This window comes from Moorena sp. SIOASIH, from assembly GCF_010671925.1.
In the GTDB taxonomy this organism is placed as follows: domain Bacteria; phylum Cyanobacteriota; class Cyanobacteriia; order Cyanobacteriales; family Coleofasciculaceae; genus Moorena.
Genome location: NZ_JAAHIH010000006.1, coordinates 236,322 through 253,381, shown reverse-complemented (window position 1 = coordinate 253,381; position 17,060 = coordinate 236,322). Strand labels below are relative to the sequence as shown.

At 44.4% G+C, this 17,060-nt stretch carries 22 protein-coding genes, 1 other RNA gene and 2 pseudogenes; 14 read left to right on the top strand and 11 right to left on the bottom strand.

All coding sequences use genetic code 11. The features are described from left to right. Nucleotides 1–121: 121 nt before the first annotated feature. Nucleotides 122–1,564 (bottom strand): transposase, encoded by a 1,443-nt coding sequence (locus F6J90_RS33235; RefSeq protein WP_293103876.1) that lies wholly within the window; start codon nucleotides 1,562–1,564, stop codon nucleotides 122–124. A 106-nt stretch (nucleotides 1,565–1,670) separates the two neighbouring features. On the opposite strand from F6J90_RS33235, the pseudogene tnpA reads away from it, so the two are divergent. Continuing rightward, nucleotides 1,671–2,026 (top strand): annotated as a pseudogene (gene tnpA / locus F6J90_RS33230) (IS200/IS605 family transposase). A gap of 361 nt (nucleotides 2,027–2,387) precedes the next feature. On the opposite strand, the pseudogene F6J90_RS33225 reads toward tnpA, so the two are convergent. Both F6J90_RS33225 and F6J90_RS33220 read right to left on the bottom strand, forming a co-directional pair. Further along, nucleotides 2,388–2,930: pseudogene (locus tag F6J90_RS33225) on the bottom strand (DUF2887 domain-containing protein). A gap of 40 nt (nucleotides 2,931–2,970) precedes the next feature. Further along, the gene (locus F6J90_RS33220) at nucleotides 2,971–3,111 is read right to left on the bottom strand and encodes a DUF2887 domain-containing protein (protein WP_293103874.1); all 141 of its coding nucleotides are present in this window, start codon (nucleotides 3,109–3,111) and stop codon (nucleotides 2,971–2,973) included. Between F6J90_RS33220 and F6J90_RS33215 the strand changes: the two genes are divergently transcribed. The 4 genes from F6J90_RS33215 to F6J90_RS33200 all read left to right on the top strand — a co-directional run bounded on the left by F6J90_RS33215 (nucleotide 3,095) and on the right by F6J90_RS33200 (nucleotide 4,854). Next, complete coding sequence (locus tag F6J90_RS33215) at nucleotides 3,095–3,313, top strand: hypothetical protein (protein ID WP_293103871.1); 219 nt, start codon at nucleotides 3,095–3,097, stop codon at nucleotides 3,311–3,313. The two genes, F6J90_RS33220 and F6J90_RS33215, sit on opposite strands and share 17 nt — an antisense overlap. A gap of 167 nt (nucleotides 3,314–3,480) precedes the next feature. After that, nucleotides 3,481–3,729 carry a hypothetical protein gene (locus F6J90_RS33210; RefSeq protein WP_293103869.1) on the top strand — a complete coding sequence of 83 codons (249 nt, stop codon included), beginning with the start codon at nucleotides 3,481–3,483 and terminating at the stop codon, nucleotides 3,727–3,729. Nucleotides 3,730–4,422: 693 nt separating this feature from the next. Beyond that, nucleotides 4,423–4,623, top strand: a complete 201-nt coding sequence (locus F6J90_RS33205) for a hypothetical protein (RefSeq protein ID WP_293103866.1) — start codon at nucleotides 4,423–4,425, stop codon at nucleotides 4,621–4,623. Between the two features lie 24 nt (nucleotides 4,624–4,647). Then, entirely contained in the window at nucleotides 4,648–4,854 is a 207-nt protein-coding gene (locus tag F6J90_RS33200) for a hypothetical protein (protein ID WP_293103863.1), read from the top strand. Nucleotides 4,855–4,897: 43 nt separating this feature from the next. On the opposite strand, the gene F6J90_RS33195 is transcribed toward F6J90_RS33200, so the two are convergent. Continuing rightward, on the bottom strand, nucleotides 4,898–5,068 hold the full coding sequence (locus F6J90_RS33195) for a hypothetical protein (RefSeq protein ID WP_293103860.1): 171 nt from the start codon (nucleotides 5,066–5,068) through the stop codon (nucleotides 4,898–4,900). A 261-nt stretch (nucleotides 5,069–5,329) separates the two neighbouring features. Between F6J90_RS33195 and nblR the strand changes: the two genes are divergently transcribed. Next, complete coding sequence (nblR, locus tag F6J90_RS33190) at nucleotides 5,330–6,025, top strand: response regulator transcription factor NblR (protein ID WP_293103857.1); 696 nt, start codon at nucleotides 5,330–5,332, stop codon at nucleotides 6,023–6,025. Between the two features lie 84 nt (nucleotides 6,026–6,109). On the opposite strand, the gene F6J90_RS33185 is transcribed toward nblR, so the two are convergent. Continuing rightward, a complete protein-coding gene (locus F6J90_RS33185) occupies nucleotides 6,110–6,352 on the bottom strand; it encodes a hypothetical protein (RefSeq protein WP_293103854.1) in 243 nt (80 codons plus the stop codon). 35 nt (nucleotides 6,353–6,387) lie between these two features. Between F6J90_RS33185 and F6J90_RS33180 the strand changes: the two genes are divergently transcribed. Beyond that, entirely contained in the window at nucleotides 6,388–6,966 is a 579-nt protein-coding gene (locus F6J90_RS33180) for a DUF192 domain-containing protein (protein WP_293103851.1), read from the top strand. Nucleotides 6,967–7,642: 676 nt separating this feature from the next. Here F6J90_RS33180 and F6J90_RS33175 read toward each other — a convergent pair. Further along, nucleotides 7,643–7,888 (bottom strand): hypothetical protein, encoded by a 246-nt coding sequence (locus F6J90_RS33175; RefSeq protein WP_293103848.1) that lies wholly within the window; start codon nucleotides 7,886–7,888, stop codon nucleotides 7,643–7,645. A gap of 411 nt (nucleotides 7,889–8,299) precedes the next feature. Between F6J90_RS33175 and F6J90_RS33170 the strand changes: the two genes are divergently transcribed. Together F6J90_RS33170 and F6J90_RS33165 are read left to right on the top strand one after the other, a co-directional pair. Continuing rightward, the gene (locus F6J90_RS33170; protein WP_044493838.1) at nucleotides 8,300–8,491 is read left to right on the top strand and encodes a DUF2949 domain-containing protein; all 192 of its coding nucleotides are present in this window, start codon (nucleotides 8,300–8,302) and stop codon (nucleotides 8,489–8,491) included. A 338-nt stretch (nucleotides 8,492–8,829) separates the two neighbouring features. Then, nucleotides 8,830–9,183: a hypothetical protein gene (locus F6J90_RS33165; protein ID WP_293103845.1), complete on the top strand. Its 354-nt coding sequence runs from the start codon at nucleotides 8,830–8,832 to the stop codon at nucleotides 9,181–9,183. Nucleotides 9,184–9,434: 251 nt separating this feature from the next. Here F6J90_RS33165 and nfi read toward each other — a convergent pair whose 3' ends face one another. Continuing rightward, the gene (gene nfi, locus F6J90_RS33160; RefSeq protein ID WP_293103842.1) at nucleotides 9,435–10,100 is read right to left on the bottom strand and encodes a deoxyribonuclease V; all 666 of its coding nucleotides are present in this window, start codon (nucleotides 10,098–10,100) and stop codon (nucleotides 9,435–9,437) included. 81 nt (nucleotides 10,101–10,181) lie between these two features. Then, on the bottom strand, nucleotides 10,182–10,886 hold the full coding sequence (gene ispD / locus F6J90_RS33155) for a 2-C-methyl-D-erythritol 4-phosphate cytidylyltransferase (protein ID WP_293103840.1): 705 nt from the start codon (nucleotides 10,884–10,886) through the stop codon (nucleotides 10,182–10,184). A 127-nt stretch (nucleotides 10,887–11,013) separates the two neighbouring features. Between ispD and F6J90_RS33150 the strand changes: the two genes are divergently transcribed. Next, nucleotides 11,014–11,976 carry a glycosyltransferase family 9 protein gene (locus F6J90_RS33150; protein ID WP_293103837.1) on the top strand — a complete coding sequence of 321 codons (963 nt, stop codon included), beginning with the start codon at nucleotides 11,014–11,016 and terminating at the stop codon, nucleotides 11,974–11,976. A 247-nt stretch (nucleotides 11,977–12,223) separates the two neighbouring features. Here the strand turns inward: F6J90_RS33150 and F6J90_RS33145 are convergent, their stop codons facing one another. After that, nucleotides 12,224–12,727, bottom strand: a complete 504-nt coding sequence (locus F6J90_RS33145; RefSeq protein WP_293103834.1) for a CRR6 family NdhI maturation factor — start codon at nucleotides 12,725–12,727, stop codon at nucleotides 12,224–12,226. A 375-nt stretch (nucleotides 12,728–13,102) separates the two neighbouring features. On the opposite strand from F6J90_RS33145, the gene ssrS reads away from it, so the two are divergent. Then, nucleotides 13,103–13,285, top strand: a non-coding RNA gene (ssrS, locus tag F6J90_RS33140) — 6S RNA. A 284-nt stretch (nucleotides 13,286–13,569) separates the two neighbouring features. Here the strand turns inward: ssrS and F6J90_RS33135 are convergent. After that, complete coding sequence (locus tag F6J90_RS33135; RefSeq protein WP_293103831.1) at nucleotides 13,570–13,935, bottom strand: single-stranded DNA-binding protein; 366 nt, start codon at nucleotides 13,933–13,935, stop codon at nucleotides 13,570–13,572. Between the two features lie 378 nt (nucleotides 13,936–14,313). Between F6J90_RS33135 and F6J90_RS33130 the strand changes: the two genes are divergently transcribed. The 3 genes from F6J90_RS33130 (at nucleotide 14,314) to mreD (ending at nucleotide 16,763) form a co-directional block, all read left to right on the top strand. Further along, nucleotides 14,314–15,321 (top strand): rod shape-determining protein, encoded by a 1,008-nt coding sequence (locus F6J90_RS33130; protein ID WP_293105265.1) that lies wholly within the window; start codon nucleotides 14,314–14,316, stop codon nucleotides 15,319–15,321. Between the two features lie 124 nt (nucleotides 15,322–15,445). After that, nucleotides 15,446–16,186, top strand: coding sequence for a rod shape-determining protein MreC (mreC, locus tag F6J90_RS33125; RefSeq protein WP_293103828.1), 741 nt, complete (start codon nucleotides 15,446–15,448; stop codon nucleotides 16,184–16,186). A 31-nt stretch (nucleotides 16,187–16,217) separates the two neighbouring features. Continuing rightward, complete coding sequence (mreD, locus tag F6J90_RS33120) at nucleotides 16,218–16,763, top strand: rod shape-determining protein MreD (protein WP_293103825.1); 546 nt, start codon at nucleotides 16,218–16,220, stop codon at nucleotides 16,761–16,763. On the opposite strand, the gene F6J90_RS33115 is transcribed toward mreD, so the two are convergent. Then, nucleotides 16,760–17,050 (bottom strand): hypothetical protein, encoded by a 291-nt coding sequence (locus F6J90_RS33115; RefSeq protein WP_293103823.1) that lies wholly within the window; start codon nucleotides 17,048–17,050, stop codon nucleotides 16,760–16,762. The two genes, mreD and F6J90_RS33115, sit on opposite strands and share 4 nt — an antisense overlap. Between the last annotated feature and the right edge of the window lie 10 nt (nucleotides 17,051–17,060).

Below are 17,060 nucleotides of genomic sequence, written 5' to 3'. Positions count from 1 at the left end.
AGCATTTGGGAGATGAATGATCTTGGTATAGTTGTGTCGAAATACTTTGTTCTAGTCATGGTATCTCAAGTTTTTGACACTCTCCCTTTTAGAAAAAGGGAGATTCTATAGAACTCACGCTCTATATATCCTGGGAAAACAATTCTAATTGTCTTGCCAAGTTCCCAGGCACCCGGCGTTTGCCCTTATCGGCACCGGATTGTCTCCTGATAGCAACTGTTGATTCAGTGCTGGGCGTTTCAAACAGACTTAGCTGTTTGGGTTCCGCCGAGTCCCGGCGTACCTTAATTAATTTCAAGCCGTACTCAACAACGGCTTTTTGTTTGATGTTTCGTGCAGCTTGCTTGTCCGCGTGGTCAATATGACTGCATTTGGTACAGATGAACCGTTCCCTGTCGCGGTTGGCTTGATCTATATGACCGCAGGCGCTGCACTCCATTGAAGTGTGTCGTGGGTTAACTTTAAGTAAGACCTTTCCTGACTTTGCAGCCAGATACTCGATCTTGGCAATTAACTCTCCCCACGATGCATCTAAAATAGAACGGTTTAAGCCGCGTTTAGCCGCCTGTCCATTAGACACAAAGCGTCCGGTGTTTTCCTCTCGCTTAGGCTTGCACCGCTTCACCATCCCCTTGATGTTGAGATTCTCTACTACGATGGCATCAGCCTTTTTGACCAATTTATTGGCAACCTGCCACTGGTAGGCATTTCTGCGATTAGCAATTATCAGGTGTAGTTTGGCTACCTGTGCGACTCGTTTGTTTCGGTTTCGACTACCTTTTTTAGTACGACTCAACCGACGCTGCCTTTTCTTGAGAGTGCGTTTAGTCTTTTTATTGGTGGCAAATCTGGGATTAGGGATGTCACTCCCATCAGAGCAATGTACCAACTTGATCAACCCCATATCTAATCCAACAGCCGTCTTGATCTCGAAAGTTGGTAGAACTGGTGGCAAGGGAATCGACTTGTCTTCGAGTCGTACAGACATGAACCACCCGTCAGTCTTCTTGCGAATGGTCACACTCCTGACAGCAAAACCATTTGGTATTGGTCGAGAGTTAAAGAAGCGCATCCAGCCAATTTTAGGCAGATAGACTTTATTCTCATTAAACTTAACCCGTCGAGGTTTGTATTCAAAAGACCGGAAGTTACTGCGGTTTTTGAATTTGGGAAACCCCCGTCCATCAAAGAAATTTTGATACGCGGTGTTTAATCGAGCAACATTACGCTGTAAAACATCCGAGTCTATTGACTTGTACCAAGGACGAGCGGCTTTAAGTTCCACCAATCCTGCATCTTGAATTGTGCCAGCATTGCGTTTTTTGCCGCTATTCTGCCAGGGATTTCCTGTGGCTCCATTTTTGACGATGCAGCAGGTTAACGGATCCGCTTCTGCCTTGGTTCTTAAACTGCAATACGCCCCTTGAATAAACTGCTGATGATAGGTTTCAATGCGATCAGCCAAGCACCAGTTGAAATGGCTCCTTAGCATATTGAGCCACGATTCCATCTTGTCAGACTGGCTGCCTGATGGGCGCAATTTGTAGATGTAGCTCAAAATCATGGTGGGTTAGATACTGTTGTGCTTTTTTAGGCTATCAACAAAACAACTCTACCATAAAAAACCACCCCTTCAGCAGCAATATATAAAGAGCAATCACTCGAAAACAATGGTAAATTACCACTTGGTTTGGACGCCCAAACGACGAAATAAAATTTGGCTAGGAGACATACAGAGGCGACTTACTAGAAATCATCATCGGAAGTATGCCTTGAAAAGAAATGGGCAATTATTGCCTTGGAGATAATGCCTGACCACATTCACTTATTTGTCAACACTCCACCCAATGTAGCCGCCCATCAAGTTATTAAAGCAATTAAGGCTAGAAGTTCTCGGCTACAAAGACTTCAATTCCCGCATCTGTTAAAGCTTCCTTCTCTGTGGACTCATTCCTACTTTGCCTCTACTGCTGGTAATGTTAGTAATCAAACAGTTCGGCGTTACATTGCAAACCCTAAGAAATGACGGCGAATAAATTCGCCGCGTCGGACTTCATCCCCGATTTAAAAATACGGGGCTTTCGTCCTCCCCTCCTTTATTTGTGAGAAATTTGGGGTTGCTGGTTAAGTTCTTGAGCCTCTAGCGGCAGCACTCACCCAATCGACTAAAAAAGTCAAAATGACGAAACAAAACAGTGTTACCACTACACTGCTATAGTCAAAGCTGCTCAATTGTTCGGTCAGCAACAGACCTAACCCTCCAGCTACGACTTACCGACCATGACAGTCTCCCGGATGCAGACTTCCCAGCGATAGAGGATATAAGCCAGGAAACGGGGCAAGTTAATCGGCAGTATCCCATAGAGAAACAGTAGCGTTCCCGGATTTCACTGGGCTTTCAAGGCTTCTAAAGGAGGCTTTTCCAGGTTTTCATTGGTTTCTGTCATTAATCTGTCTAGAATACCGAGGTTGTTTAATCCGAGTGCGATCGCGCAGCGTGACCTACGGTCAATCGCAGTATCTTCCTCAGTGACAATTAGCTGTACTGTAGCTATACCCACCGATGGTGCAGAGGTCTCGGCTAATTCATCGAGATAAATCCGAGATACCCTTGGGGAATTGAGTAATTCTCGATATTGTTGAGTTGCTCCTTTATCCACATTGCGGCTCGGGCGTGTTTTCAAAGTTTTCCGCCAGATTATGATCCCCCCCAGCCCCCCTTAAAAAAGGGGGGAGCCATACTCAAAGTCCCCCTTTTTTAAGGGGGACCAACGGGGGATCTCCGAGGCAAGAAAACACGCCCTAGGGTAAATCACCACACCACGCCAATCATTGCTGATTTCGTTTTTGTTTAAGTACAGAAAAATTTCGCTAAAGAAGCGGGAGTAAAATTGAGAGTTCCTCTGAAATTGGACTTCTACAAAATAAATTGGTTGTTGGGCTGTGGTAGTTGTCGGCAGGAATACTCCATCAATTCTTGCATGCTAGTTGTTTGACTTCCACAGAGGCGAATTGATAAGCTTGTGCTTCTGTAGGGCAATGGTTAATTAATTCAAAAAAGATGCTGGTAAACGATTGAAACAGGCGATAGAAGATGGTGTCGGTTTTCACATTAAGGTCATTATTTAACTATACCTATACCTATAGTAATGGTAATGGTAATGGTAATGGGGAATGGGGAATGGGGAATCGGGAATCGGGAATCGGGAATCTAGTTAAACCAGACACAAGCAGGGAAACCGCCCCTACATGGATGTATACTTTAAATGCAGAAGATAAGTCTACCCTAGAGGCTTTTGAAAGTCATATCTGATAGAATCAGACCTCAAAAACTGCTGCCTAACTCTCATTATCTATTACCCATTATCTATTACCCATTACCTATTACCCATTACCTATTACCCATTACCTATTACCCATTACCCATTACCTATTACCTATTACCTATTACCTATTACCCATTACCTATTACCTAAAAAAATGATTCAAAACCTACTATCCCAAATCAGCCAGCAGCTTCAGCAAGAACTAATTAAAGACATCTCTACACCTCAAATAAAAATTGTTGCTGCCTCCATTACCGAATCACCAACAAAACTACCACACATCAGCATCTATCCCGGTAAATGGGAAATTTCGCCAACATTGAGATCAAGCCATCCACAACAGTTACACCCCGACCAACAAAATCCCACAATAATTACTACATGCAGGGAATTTAAACAATAATTTTTCATCGATATCTGCGACGCTGACCTAACTAACTTAGAAAAATTAGCTTCCCTGACGACAGGGGTAATTTTAACTAATTACAAAGAACTCATCGAAAATTATAATTCATCAACGGCTAACAACTATCAAGCCCAACAAACAGCTACAAGCCACACGATTAGCAAAATTACTATCCTTGAAGGTAGCTACGATTATCTTAATAATACCCCTAAGCTTCAACTAAAATGGCAAGTTATCGGTCAAGTCAACTTTAGCAAAACTATCACAGATATTGGGCGTCCGATTGCAGAAATTGAAATTAATGAAACTGTAAGCAGTCAGCGGTCAGCGGTCAGCTGAAAACAAGGGAATCGGGAATCGGGAATCGGGAATCGGGAATCGGGAATTGGTGGCACGGGCTTCGACGTATTAGCTGATAGCACCTCAAGTAGCGTGCGCGTAGCGCATTAGCTGATAGCTGATAGCTTACGGTATTCTCTGAAAGAGACGCTACGGGATTGACCTAAGGTCACGCTACGCGATGAAGCGTTCGCGTAGCGTGGCCAAAGGCCTCAGCTTCCGCTAAGAGCGAACGCTTTTTTTTATTACCTCTAAAACTTCCCCAAAAAGATTTTTAAAAACCCTTGACAAACAAAATTATAATCATTACAAGAATCAATGTAAATCCACAATGATTTCAAGTTTCGACTTATGTCAAAAAACGTTAACCAAAACCTCAAAAAACAACCTGTTGAGCACACTCTAAAAGGTCCTCGTCAAGCCGTAATCCATAGTATGCAAATGTTTTATTCCCTAGGCTATGGGGAGATTGCCGACTGGAGCCCTTTGGAACCTACTGAAACTCCAGGGGAAGTGATGACAACCATGATGAAGTATTGGCTGTTGCCATAACACCTTGTCTTGATGCAGTCGCTCATGGGGGAAACCACGGCAGTCGCTCATGGGGAGGGGCTGTGTGCGGAACCTGCGTCCGCACCTTGTAAGCCCCGTGGGAACCCCCAAGACCGCGCTGCCTCCCCAAGACCGCGCTGCATCGCTAAATTTCTGGGGGGGCTTCCCCCCAGAGCCTTGGCTTCGGTCTGGTCCCGTAGGGTGGCCGAAAGACCAAGGTCAATCAAATAGAATCACATCAGTTTCGGTTTGGTAACTCAGTGACATAAGTCATTTAAATAGCCGTGGATAGTATTTCTACGGCTATTTTTTTTGTTTTGAGATATATAGAAAAAGGGAATCGGGAATCGGGAATCGGGAATCGGGAATCGGGAATCGGGAATCGGGAATCGGGAATCGGGAATCGGTGGCACAGGCTAGAAGCCTGTGACCTAACGTAACCCATAGCCCATAAGCACCTCAAGTAGCACCTCAAATAGCCTATAAGCTGAAAGCTGAAAGCTGATAACTGATACGCGACACGCTGATAGCTGATAACTGAAAGCTGATAACTGAAAGCTTACCCATTACCCATTCCCCATTACCTATTACCTATTACCCATTACCCATTACCTATTACCCACTCAGCAGGATTTAATTACGACATGCTAAAACAGGGTTGGTATTCAGAATAGTTATATCCAGCTTGTGCTGACAAGCATTATCTATGCCAAATCTGACCCTGGAAAGGAATCCCTGTGTCTTAGTTGTAGAAAACGATCAAATATTGGCGGAACGGCTGAGTCAGGACTTGAAAGAAGCAGGTTATCATACCGTCATTGCCCTTGATGCCGCCATTGCTTGCCATCAAGCTTGTGAACTCCAGCCAGCAATGGTGGTTGTGGATAGAGCACTTTCAGGAGAATCAGGGCTGAGATTATGCGATCAGCTCAGACGTGAAGGCTCTCGCGTACCTGTAATCATGCTGATGGCTCATGATCGAGTAGAGGATCGAGTGGCTTGTATAGAAGCAGGAGCTGATGATTATTTCCTTAAACCCTATCGCACAGAACCATTTGTGAAAATGGTGCGCCTTTATCTAGAGCCAAAAACAGGAGGCTCGGAGCAGCTGAGGTTTGGAGAACTAACCTTAGACCTAAGCCAGCGTAGAGCAATGCGCAATGGACGGGTCATTGATTTGACCATGAAAGAGTTTGAACTGCTCAAGTATTTGATCAGCCATCCGAGAGAAGTATTAACTCGTGAACAAATTTTGGAAAATGTTTGGGGTTATGACTTTATGGGAGAGTCCAATGTCATTGAAGTCTATATTCGCTATTTACGTATCAAGATTGAAGATGAAGGTGAAAGGCGATTAATTCAGACGGTGCGTGGTGTTGGTTATGTGTTGCGGGAGGCTTAGCGTTGTGGGGTTGAAGGTTGAACGCGATCGCGTGGCCTTTTGGCCAAGGTTGAAGGTTGAAGGTTGGAGGTTGGAGGTTGGAGGTTAGAGGTTAGAGGTTAGAGGTTGGAGGTTGAACGCGATCGCGTGGCCTTTTGGCCAAGGTTGAAGGTTGGTTGGTTGAAGGTTGAAGGTTGGAGGTTGGAGGTTGGAGGTTGGAGCTTGAGGGGTGGAGGTTGGAGGTTGGAGGGTTTTGGGTGAAACTATACTAGTGGCTGAGTAACCAATCAATGCCATGGTTCCCACTCCCGACTCCCGACTCCCGACTCCCGACTCCCGACTCCCCACGTCATACTTGATACTTGATAATAGGGAAAAGGGCTATGAAGTTTAAAATCAGTGTATTTTCAATAGCACTAAGTATTTTACTGAGTATTTTACTGATGGGCTGTTCAGCAGGGTCAGTTCCAGAAGACAATATAAATAGTACCTCTGTGAACTCTGGTCAACCGCCAGCAACAGCGCCATCAGTATCACCATCACCCACCAAATTAGGTCAAATGTTACCAATTTCTGCTGAAGCTGAGATCGCAGGTGAGCGGATTGGGCTGGAAGTGGCACAGAGCCGTGAGCAAAAGGCAATGGGATTGATGTATCGCCTATCTCTAGCACCTGATCGGGGGATGTTATTTGGCTTCGACCCACCACAATCTGTCAGCTTTTGGATGAAGAATGTTAAAATCTATCTGGATATGGTCTTTCTAAGAAATGGGGAAGTAAAAGCGATCGCACAATCTGTCCCCCCCTGCCAAACCGATGAATGTCCTACCTATGGTCCAGGAAAGGAAATTATTGACCAAGTGATTGAACTTCGTGGCGGACGTGCGGCTGAACTGGGTCTGAAAGTAGGTGACCAGGTCACTGTCAAGTTTCTGGATGGGAGTAGTACTGCACCTAACTAATACTCTCTCAATGTAGTTTTGAGGGTTAGGCGAAGGTGGCACAGTCCCTAGGAGGTGCTGTGGCAAGGTGTCAGGAGTCAGGGTTTAGTGCTTAAAGCCTAATCCTAATCCCTCAAGTGTCAAGAACTAGGTATAGCACTACGCGCAAGTCAGAAGTAAGAAGTAAGAAGTCAGAAGTAAGCTTAGACTTACGTTTCGGAGTTTAGGAGCGATGCAGCGCGGTCTTGGGGGTTTCCCCCATGAGCGACTGCATCAAGACAATGTCCTAATCGGAATGCGTAGTGCTATATAAAGCATCAAGCCTTATGCTATCATCCCTATACATAAGCATTCAGCTGACTGCCAATAGTTTAATGCTTACCTCTGTCGTGGGGCTTCTGGCGGATTAAGCTAAATTAGGGTAATCTTTCCTAAGACAGATGTAAAAAGCTCGCAAATGACTATACCCTTGATTACTAATGGCTACCCTTGACATAATTAATCAAGGTTGGGAAAACAAGGGTAGGGGTGACGCTACTGAGTCTTAGCGGTGAATCGCTAAGTTAATGGTGTGAGAGAGTAGTCAGTTATAGCGTACGCCAGCCAAAGTTTTTAACTTGACAGACGCTTGTCAATCAAGCGCCTTAGGGAGTGTGTGTTTAAAACTGTCGAATTTTGCTTGACTTAACCATATGAGCTAGGAGGGTCTTGCCAACTCACTGTGTTGGCAAGGTCTAGGGGTAATGCTAGTGGGGTATTTCATCTCGATACTGGCAAGAAAGCGATGCAGAGGTGCGACCCGTGGCGAATTTAATTCGCCTACGGAAAACGCACCATTACGGTCTTGGGGAGGCAGCGCGGTCTTGGGGAGGCAGCGCGGTCTTGGGGAGGCAGTGCGGTCTTGGGGGTTCCCCCCATGAGCAACTGCCGTGGTTTCCCCCATGAGCGACTGCCGTGGTCTCCCCCATGAGCGACTGCCGTGGTTTCCCCCATGAGCGACTGCATCAAGACACATAATATTGCTGTTCTAGGTTGACGAAAATCTCAGGTTGGCAGTGATTTAGGACACAGGTAATCAGCCTCTTAACCCTGAAAATTTATACAGGGATACTAGAGTGCTATTCCTGTCATCCTAAATCCTAGTCGGGTGATGATAGGGAAAGTTAACTCCTTTCCTATGGGATTAATTATCCTTAAAATCTTAAAACCTTAAAATTGCCTACTGTTTCTATGTCAGGTATAACCTACGCTCGTAATTTCCTAGTGGACAGATGAGATAGTGGCTACTGATGGTTTACACATTCAGATTACTAATTCCAAAATAGAGCCTATTAAAGGAGGTGAAAGACAACTAATGGCACCAAAAACCTATACAAAATTCTTGCATTTTCTCCAAGAAGAGTTAGCAATTTCCAGAGATTCAATTGCGATCGCACAACGACACCGGGAACAAGATCCAGGACTTTTGCCAATGATTCTTTGGCAGTATGGTTTGGTAACTCTGGAGCAATTAGATAAAATTTATGACTGGTTGGAAACAGCCTAAAGCCTGATCAATCAGGGAGGAGTAGGCAAACTATGTCTAAGGAGCTATGTCTTTGGGTTAAAATCTCCCTAAGACAAATTTATAATTCTACTTTGTGCTTCACTATTTATCCCCTTATCAAAAAGAGCGGTTTGATAAGTGACTCGCTCTTTTTGTTAGATCTTGGTTATCCTAATGTAAGTATCAATGTAAGTATTCAGCCTACCGCTATCAGCTATCAGCCATTCATACTATTCCTGTAGCCCTTCAGCGGACTGCTGATAGTTAAATGCTTACAATGAAAGTCCAAATGAACGAGTCATAATGGGTAGTAAGATAACTAATGGGGTTGTACTACTTTGAAACGAACAATCGTAATACTCGCTTTTGGCTTAATCTTAGGAATTTTTATCTCACAGTTTATTCCACCAGCCACAGCTTCTATAACTGTTGTAGAATCGCGGATTTCTTCTCTTGAATCTCAGATAATTAACTTGAGATTTAAACTCAATCAGTTAGAGTCTCAGTTACGTCAGGTCAGCCAGTCAATTCCTGACAGTAATCGACCTAGTCAACACCACGTACCATCACCAACTTATACCTATAGTAGGGTAGACCCTGAGCACCCAATGTTTAAGCGTCTTGCTACCTTAGTAATAGAACTCAAGGAACGGGTTAATCGATTAGAAGAAGAGGTATTACCAAAAGAATGAAGAATGAAGAATGAAGAATGAAGAATGAAGAATTAAGAATGAAGAATGAAGAATGAAGAATGAAGAATGAAGAATGAAGAATGAAGAATGAAGAATGAAGAATGAAGAATGAATAATTAAGAATGAAGAATGAAGAATGAAGAATGAAGAATGAAGAATGAAGAATGAAGAATGAAGAATGAAGAATGAAGAATGAAGAATGAAGAATTAAGAATTAAGAATGGAAACTTCTAACTTCTAACTTCTAACTTCTAAATTCTATTTGATGCTAGTTGATCAGCCCAGCGAGTTGTTTCTGGTAATCGATACTTAGATGTGCAGCGCAACACATAATCAATTGCTGTGGGTAAGCTGATGCGATGACCAATGGAAACATAGACTGGCTTAACTCCAGTCCGAGTACGCACAACGGCTCCAATGATTTCTCCATCATCCCTCAGCGGTTGCCAATTACCTTTGTTTTGGGGCAAGTCCTCATGATCACCAATGAATCGGGACTTAGCCACACCAATGGTGGGAATATCTGTCAGTACCCCCAGATGGCAGGCAAGACCAAACCGACGAGGATGGGCAATGCCCTGACCATCACACAAAATTAAGTCAGGGATAATGCTAATTTTTTCCAAAGCATCCAGTACTACAGGGACTTCTCGGAATGATAGGAAGCCTGGTATATAGGGAAAGGTAGTGGGTCTGCGTGCGATCGCATTTTCCCTCAGCTGCAAGTCGGGAAAGCTTAAAACTGCTACTGCTGCCCTTGATATCGCACCATCTTCCTCAAAACCTACATCCACACCCGCAACATACTGCACTTCCCCCAGCTGATCTTCACAAATTACCTCAGGTTGTAGTTGTGTTTGAATTGCTTTGGCATCTTCACTATTGACTGGCCAAGGGTGGCGTTGTTGGATCTCCATAGTGATTTTATGATTGGTACGTGGAAATTTTCCATTCCCTGGCGCAACAAAAACGATAATTAATTATAATCAATTAATTAATTAACTTGATTCGGTCCCACTGATATCAAAACGCTGGCGCAAGATAAATTCTGCGATCGCTAAATCAACTGGGGTAGTTACCTTTAAATTCGTCTCCTCCCCTTGTACAATCTTGACTGGTAAGCTGCACCGTTCAAACAAAGCTGCATCATCCGTAACTTCCCAGCCAGCCTTACGTCCTTGGTCATGGCACTGTTTCAACAACTTCACCTCAAATCCCTGGGGTGTCTGTGCTGCCCACAATCCCTTCCGATCAGGTGTATCTTGAACAAGATTGGCTTCATCCACCACTTTAATCGTATCCTTGACTGGCACAGCGGCAATTAGACCGGGACAACCCATTAGGACTTCGGCACACCGTGCCAGTAACTCAGGGGTAGCTAAGCATCTAGCACCATCGTGAATCAAAACCCTTTTGGCTTCTGCTGGTAAAGCCTGCAAGCCATTATAGACAGATTCTTGCCGTGTTTCCCCCCCCTCAATCAACTCCACAGGTTTAGATAGGGCAAGTTCAGCTAGAATTGCTTTAAACTCTGGCCAGTCATAAGGTTGTCCCATGATCCCAATCCAGCTAATACTACTAGCTTTCTCTGCTGCTAACAGTGTCCAAGCCAGTATTGGTTTACCTAGAAGTGTTAAAAGAAGCTTATTGCGATCGCTCCCCATCCGTCGTCCCATTCCGGCTGCTGGAATTAATAAATGCACGATTTTCTACCTCTTAGCTGCTGCTTCATGCCTGAGCTTAGGATAATATGCCCTCGATAGAATTCAGAATTAGTCCTTCCAGCGTCAAGTTAAAATTAATCTGATCCGTAAGCTCAAGCAATTTGAGATGAGAATACTAGCCCTTGTTCCTGGTGGAATTGGCGACCAAATCCTGTTCTTTCCCACCCTCTCACAACTAAAACAGTATTATCCCCAAGCTGAGATTGACGTTATTGTGGAACCGCGAGCCAAGGGGGCTTATCGGGTTTTTCAGTCAGTCCATGAAGTTCTAACCTTTGATTTTAAAGACCGCAATGGTCTCGCGGATTTTGGTAACTTGTTGGGGGTGATCCGCGATCGCGAGTACGATGCTGCCATGACCCTGGGACGTCGGTGGTCAGTTGGGCTGTTGCTCTGGATGACTGGTATTGTGCGTCGAATCGGTTACCAAGCTGGTTCAAGGGACTGGTTTTTTACCAACCCTGTGCCCCTAAAAACTGAGCAGTATGCTGCCCATATGTACCATGACTTACTACAAGGTTTCGGTATTAACGTTCCTTGTCAAGAACTCGCTGTTAGGGTTCCCAAATCAGATATTGAATGGGCAGAAGCTCAACAGCAACAGCTAGAGATTCCAGAAATTGGCTACATTCTCATTCATGGCGGTTCTAGTAAACTCGCTCTGTCCCAAGGAATTGATAAAATCTACCCAGTTGAGAAATGGCAGAAGATTGTTGAGGACATTCGCCAAAAACAACCAGATCTGCCCATTGTCTTGCTAAAAGGGCCAGAGGATGCAGAATGGTGCCAGGCTATGATGGAGTACCATCGTGACCTCAAAGTTACTGCTCCAGAAGATATTGGTAAATTGGCAGCCATGATTGCTGGTGCTAATTTGATGCTGTGTACCGATAGTGCACCGATGCATCTAGCTGTAGCGGTTGGTACTCCTACCATTGCCTTGTTTGGTCCGACAGAGGCCAAAAAACTACTACCTGTCAAGGAGGGGGTATACGGTATTCAATCACCTACCGGTCGGATTGCCGATATCAAACCGGAAACTGTATTACAGCAAATTTGGGGTAGCTAGTATAATCCCAGTATTTGTTGAAGAAGTAATCAAGGTGCTTTTCTGTTATCCCCAAACTCTGTTGAGGATGGAAAGCTGAGGCTATAGGGGTTGATTGAGATGATCATCAACCCGATGTGACATTATACTTTGCACAGGCATAAACTGCCCATTCATAGTATTTCTTATGCCAAGATAGCGTTTCTTATACTTATCAGCCTCGGCTCCATCTCCCCATCTCCCTATCCATCTTATTTATCATGGGTATTCAACCAGACTTGATATCACCCCCTGAGGTCTCGATCAGATCAAACAAAGTATCATCTAGTTCATAGCCGAGTAACTGAGCCATGGACTTGAGGCGGGATTGGCTCTGTATACCCCACTGCTTTAACCATTGACTTAGTACAAATATCTTCTGCATCACGAAGATTTCTAAGGCTTCAGAGTTGTACTGGATGCCTTCTGTACGACTAAATTGGTGGGGCACTAGCATAGCAGTATAGCGGACGAATTCCCCGGATTTCCAATCTAGTAGAAAAGGTAACCAGGGATAGGTAGCATCCAAGCGCACAAACCATAAACGCACCTCTGGGATTTCTGAGAATTCCCGAGGATCCTCAGGATCGCAATCAAAATCAATGTTAAAGCCTAGCTGCTGCTCATGGTTTGCGATCGCACCTTCTTGCAGCCACCCTTCAATCACTGTCTGAGCTGGAGACAAGTCTAAGGTTTGGAAATGGTTAGTATTTAAGGAAATGATTGTAGTCACGCAATAGTTCCAATGTCAACAAAATCAGTCAAGTCTTACACTATTTTCTACTGCTACCCATTTCCGTAAGTTAATACCTATAGATAGTTGATTAGACTAAACTATAGGCAACTGTAACAGTACCCAACCTTGACTTGATCAGTTAGAGTAAACAGTTAGAGTAAACTTTAATAATTACACATTCTCGAATCAAGCTTCAACTATCTCTAAGGTAATGGTTACAGTTTTAAGCCCCCATAATCCCAAGTAAACCCTTCTCCCTACAGGGAAATACCGGAGTACTGCGTGATGTGTAGTGGGTGATGTTCAATGTTACTCGAAATATAACTTAAATGTTGCACATATTTTGATCAACTACTACAATAGAGTCAGCAGGTTTTACTGGGAAGTTGGTGACTGCCAATAGTGTTTTTTGATCTATGCTCATTTATATAAGGGAACTAATCGGATTTGCGGCAGTAGACTGGGAAAATACCCAGAAACTTCAAGCGAGATTCGACGGTGCCCACCTGGTTAGCCAGGTCATAAACTGAGGTAAGACGGCTTCTTGGTGAACCTGTAGGATCAGAAAATGTGGTCTTAAGGATGTGCAACTAGTGATCGGCAACTAGTAAGTAATAACCATTACACAGGAATTGCAAACTTTACATCTAGTTCATAGCATTAGTTAAGCAGTAGAAGTAAGTATTTTAGCCATAAGTATTTTAGCCATAAGTGTTTTAGCTTATACTTAGGGCGACGGCCGAGGGAAGAACTCGCGTTACCTATACTGATGAGCTATTAGCTTCCTGGGAAGCTAATAGCTAGACTAGTTAAGAGGTGTGAGTGTAAATCAAAACTATTCAAAATTCGGTGTGATCATAGCTGCTTACAGCGCTCGGATCACTATCACGCTTAGAGCCAAGTAAATCAAGGCGCTCTACTCGGATGACAGGTTTTGAACGACCGGCTCCAGTAGTGCGATCGCTCCAAGTTTCAATCTTCAAAGACCCTTTTACACCAATTAAGCTACCTTTACGCACATAATTAGCAGCTACTTCCGCAGTCTTACCCCAAAGCTCTAAGTTAAACCAGTCAGGCTGATCACTATTGCGTGTTGGTCGTCTCACTGCCAGGGCCAGTTTACACAATACACCGCCAGACTCAAAATACTTAACATCTGGGTCTGTACCTGCATGACCGACTAAATGGACAACATTGAGACTCATAGTTATATTGGTACTTTTGTACTGATTATGGCTCTACAATAGCAGATTGAGCTGGTGTATAACAATTACTAACTTATTTTAAGACTTATTTTAAGTGACCGAAGCAAGTCAATCATCCAGAGTATTCTAGTCAACTTGAGCTTAACTTGAGCCGGTGAAACCGTTATGTATTTGCAGCTGGGTGTATTTGCAGAAATTTCTTCCAAATAGTATCCGGAGAATCATGATCACCTAGTGTACTAGCGTACTAGACTAACTGGAAAAAACATAATAGAATCCACCTCAGTTACAGTTCCGGTGCAATTTCGGTTGTACACAGCATTTTGTGAGGCGTAGAAACTAGTGAGTATTTTGAATCACTTTTCCCTGTCACGGGACATGGGTATAGACCTGGGTACAGCTAACACCTTAGTCTATGTATCTGGTAAGGGCATTGTTCTTCAAGAACCTTCTGTGGTTGCCATTGATCAAGACGAAAAGGTTCCCCTAGCCGTAGGCGAAGAAGCAAAAAAGATGTTGGGCAGAACCCCAGGTAATGTAGTTGCCGTACGTCCTTTACGGGATGGTGTGATTGCCGACTTCGATACCGCTGAACTGATGCTGAAGCACTTCATCCAGCGGGTAAACGAAGGTAAAGCCCTAGTTTCACCTCGGATTGTGATTGGTATCCCCAGCGGTGTCACAGGTGTGGAGCGACGAGCCGTCATGGAAGCCGCATTACAGGCTGGTGCTAGAGAAGTTAGGTTAATTGATGAACCAGTAGCAGCAGCCATTGGTGCTGGATTACCTGTAGCAGAACCAACAGGTAACATGATTATTGATATCGGTGGAGGCACCACTGAGGTAGCAGTTCTGAGTTTGCAGGGAACAGTTCTAAGTGAATCAGTGCGTGTGGCGGGAGATGAACTGAGTGAAGCGATTACTCAGTATATGAAAAAAGTCCATAACCTAGTGATTGGGGAACGGACAGCAGAAGACATCAAAATCCGCATTGGCTCAGCCTATCCGACACCTGAGGATAATGAAGCGGTCATGGAGGTGCGAGGATTACACTTGCTGTCTGGCTTGCCACGAACTGTTACGATCAAACGACCAGAGATTCGTGAAAGTATGGCAGAACCCCTTTCTGTTATTGTTGATGCTGTTAAGCGCACTCTAGAACGGACTCCCCCCGAGCTAGCGGCTGATATTATTGATAGAGGTATTATGCTGGCGGGTGGTGGTGCTTTATTGAAAGGATTAGATACACTGATTAGTCATGAAAGTGGCATTGTCACCCATGTGGCCGCTGATCCCCTCAGCTGTGTTGTTTTGGGAACTGGTCGAGTATTAGAGAACTACAAACAGTTAGAGCGGGTGTTCAGTGGGCGTTCCCGTAATATGTAGTAGTCAGCTATTAAACATCAACCTTAAAGAGTATTTTTATTCAATATATCAAGAGTGTAGATTGAGTGTGGCTAGTGTAAAAACTTACTGGTTAGCCAAAATCTGACTATTTTATGGATAGGCTATGTACATGCTGCGTCGCTGGTGGGGGAGACATGGAGTAGCAATTATGCTGGGGAGTCTTACCCTCATTGCTGCTTGGTTACTTAGAAGAACTCAGGGTGCAACAATTTTTGAAATCTATCAATTGATAAGCCGCCCTTTTCAATCGCTACCTGCTAAAGAAGAAAGCCTCTCTAATGCCCGGACACTAGAACTACAACAGCAGGTAGAGGAACTCAAAACCCAAAACCAGAAGCTAAAAGAGCTGTTAGGTTATAAGAAAACTAAGAACAAACTAAGAATTGTTGCACCTGTTGTGGGACGTAGCGCTGACAGCTGGTGGCAAGAAATCATTCTCGGAAGAGGGAGTGAAGCTGGGATCAAAAAGGGCTTCGTTGTTATGGCACCTGGCGGTGTAGTGGGTAGAGTCGTTAGCGTGACACGCCACACCAGTCGTGCCTTGCTGATCAGTGACCCCACTAGTAAAGTAGGTGCCGTGATCAGCCGTAGCCGTAGCATGGGTTTTTTGGGTGGACAAGGAACTAATCGGGCAATAATGCAGTTTTTTGATAAAGTGCCAAACGTCCGTCCTGGTGATGCTGTGGCTACCTCCAGTGTCAGCCAGCTTTTCCCAGCTGGTTTACCCATAGGACGTGTAGAGTCTGTTATTCTTGACAAAAGTCCAGCGCCAGAGGCGATTATTGAGCTGACAGCCCCGATGAGTTATCTGGAGTGGGTGATTATTCATCCCAATAACCCATGACCTATGAATAATCACCAATGACTAATCAACAATGACCAACACGTCTCAGTTTTCTATTTGGGTTCGTCGAACAATCAATTGGGCAGTGACAGTTACTTCAGTTATCCTCTGCTCAATCTTATTACTGACACGTTTACCGGGAATGGAATTACTGGGAATTGCTCCCAACTGGCTGTTGATTTGGGTTGTTGCTTGGAGCATTAAACGCACAGTGTTTCAAGGAGCATTCGCAGGGTTGGTATTGGGGTTAGTGCAAGATGGTATGACATTCCCTGAACCTACCCATGTCTATAGCCTTGTGATCGTGGGGATCTTGACTGCTCTAATTCAAAAGCAGCGGTATATTCAGGAAGATTTTATTTCAGTAGCTTTAATTGTCTTTGGTATGGCGATTGTTGGGGAAACAGTGACCGCTATTCAGCATAGTTTTCAAGGCTCTCGCCAATTAGCACAAATCTGGACAGACCATCAGCGTATTGCCATCTGTTCTGCCATTCTCAGTAGTCTTTGGGCACCAGTCGTCTACTATCCACTCAATCGATGGTGGCAGTGGTGCAATTCAATGGAGCAATCCTAATGCTTTATGAAGGTTGAACGCGATCGCGTGGCCTTTTGGCCAAGGTTGAAGGTTGAAGGTTGAAGGTTGAACGCGATCGCGTGGCCTTTTGGCCAAGGTTGAAGGTTGAAGGTTGAAGGTTGGAGGTTGAAGGTTGAACGCGATCGCGTGGCCTTTTGGCCAAGGTTAGCAGATTGAACGCGATCGCGTGGCCTTTTGGCCAAGGTTGAAGGTTGAACGCGATCGCGTGGCCTTTTGGCCAAGGTTAGTAGGTTTAAGGTTATGGCTCTGCCGCACCTAGTATCCATAAAACCACGC

What these genes read in the sequence shown, in the direction of transcription:
- F6J90_RS33170 (WP_044493838.1), top strand. Translation starts at nt 8,300, where the DNA reads ATGGCACCAAAAACCTATACAAAATTCTTGCATTTTCTCCAAGAAGAG.
- F6J90_RS33200 (WP_293103863.1), top strand. Translation starts at nt 4,648, where the DNA reads ATGGGGGAAACCACGGCAGTCGCTCATGGGGAGGGGCTGTGTGCGGAA.
- F6J90_RS33195 (WP_293103860.1), bottom strand. Translation starts at nt 5,068, where the DNA reads ATGGGTTACGTTAGGTCACAGGCTTCTAGCCTGTGCCACCGATTCCCG.
- F6J90_RS33210 (WP_293103869.1), top strand. Translation starts at nt 3,481, where the DNA reads ATGATTCAAAACCTACTATCCCAAATCAGCCAGCAGCTTCAGCAAGAA.
- F6J90_RS33180 (WP_293103851.1), top strand. Translation starts at nt 6,388, where the DNA reads ATGAAGTTTAAAATCAGTGTATTTTCAATAGCACTAAGTATTTTACTG.
- F6J90_RS33115 (WP_293103823.1), bottom strand. Translation starts at nt 17,050, where the DNA reads ATGGATACTAGGTGCGGCAGAGCCATAACCTTAAACCTACTAACCTTG.
- F6J90_RS33215 (WP_293103871.1), top strand. Translation starts at nt 3,095, where the DNA reads ATGGTGTCGGTTTTCACATTAAGGTCATTATTTAACTATACCTATACC.
- mreD (WP_293103825.1), top strand. Translation starts at nt 16,218, where the DNA reads ATGACCAACACGTCTCAGTTTTCTATTTGGGTTCGTCGAACAATCAAT.
- mreC (WP_293103828.1), top strand. Translation starts at nt 15,446, where the DNA reads ATGTACATGCTGCGTCGCTGGTGGGGGAGACATGGAGTAGCAATTATG.
- F6J90_RS33235 (WP_293103876.1), bottom strand. Translation starts at nt 1,564, where the DNA reads ATGATTTTGAGCTACATCTACAAATTGCGCCCATCAGGCAGCCAGTCT.
- nfi (WP_293103842.1), bottom strand. Translation starts at nt 10,100, where the DNA reads ATGGAGATCCAACAACGCCACCCTTGGCCAGTCAATAGTGAAGATGCC.
- F6J90_RS33135 (WP_293103831.1), bottom strand. Translation starts at nt 13,935, where the DNA reads ATGAGTCTCAATGTTGTCCATTTAGTCGGTCATGCAGGTACAGACCCA.
- F6J90_RS33175 (WP_293103848.1), bottom strand. Translation starts at nt 7,888, where the DNA reads ATGGGGGAAACCACGGCAGTTGCTCATGGGGGGAACCCCCAAGACCGC.
- nblR (WP_293103857.1), top strand. Translation starts at nt 5,330, where the DNA reads ATGCCAAATCTGACCCTGGAAAGGAATCCCTGTGTCTTAGTTGTAGAA.
- F6J90_RS33130 (WP_293105265.1), top strand. Translation starts at nt 14,314, where the DNA reads ATGGGTATAGACCTGGGTACAGCTAACACCTTAGTCTATGTATCTGGT.
- F6J90_RS33150 (WP_293103837.1), top strand. Translation starts at nt 11,014, where the DNA reads ATGAGAATACTAGCCCTTGTTCCTGGTGGAATTGGCGACCAAATCCTG.
- F6J90_RS33205 (WP_293103866.1), top strand. Translation starts at nt 4,423, where the DNA reads ATGTCAAAAAACGTTAACCAAAACCTCAAAAAACAACCTGTTGAGCAC.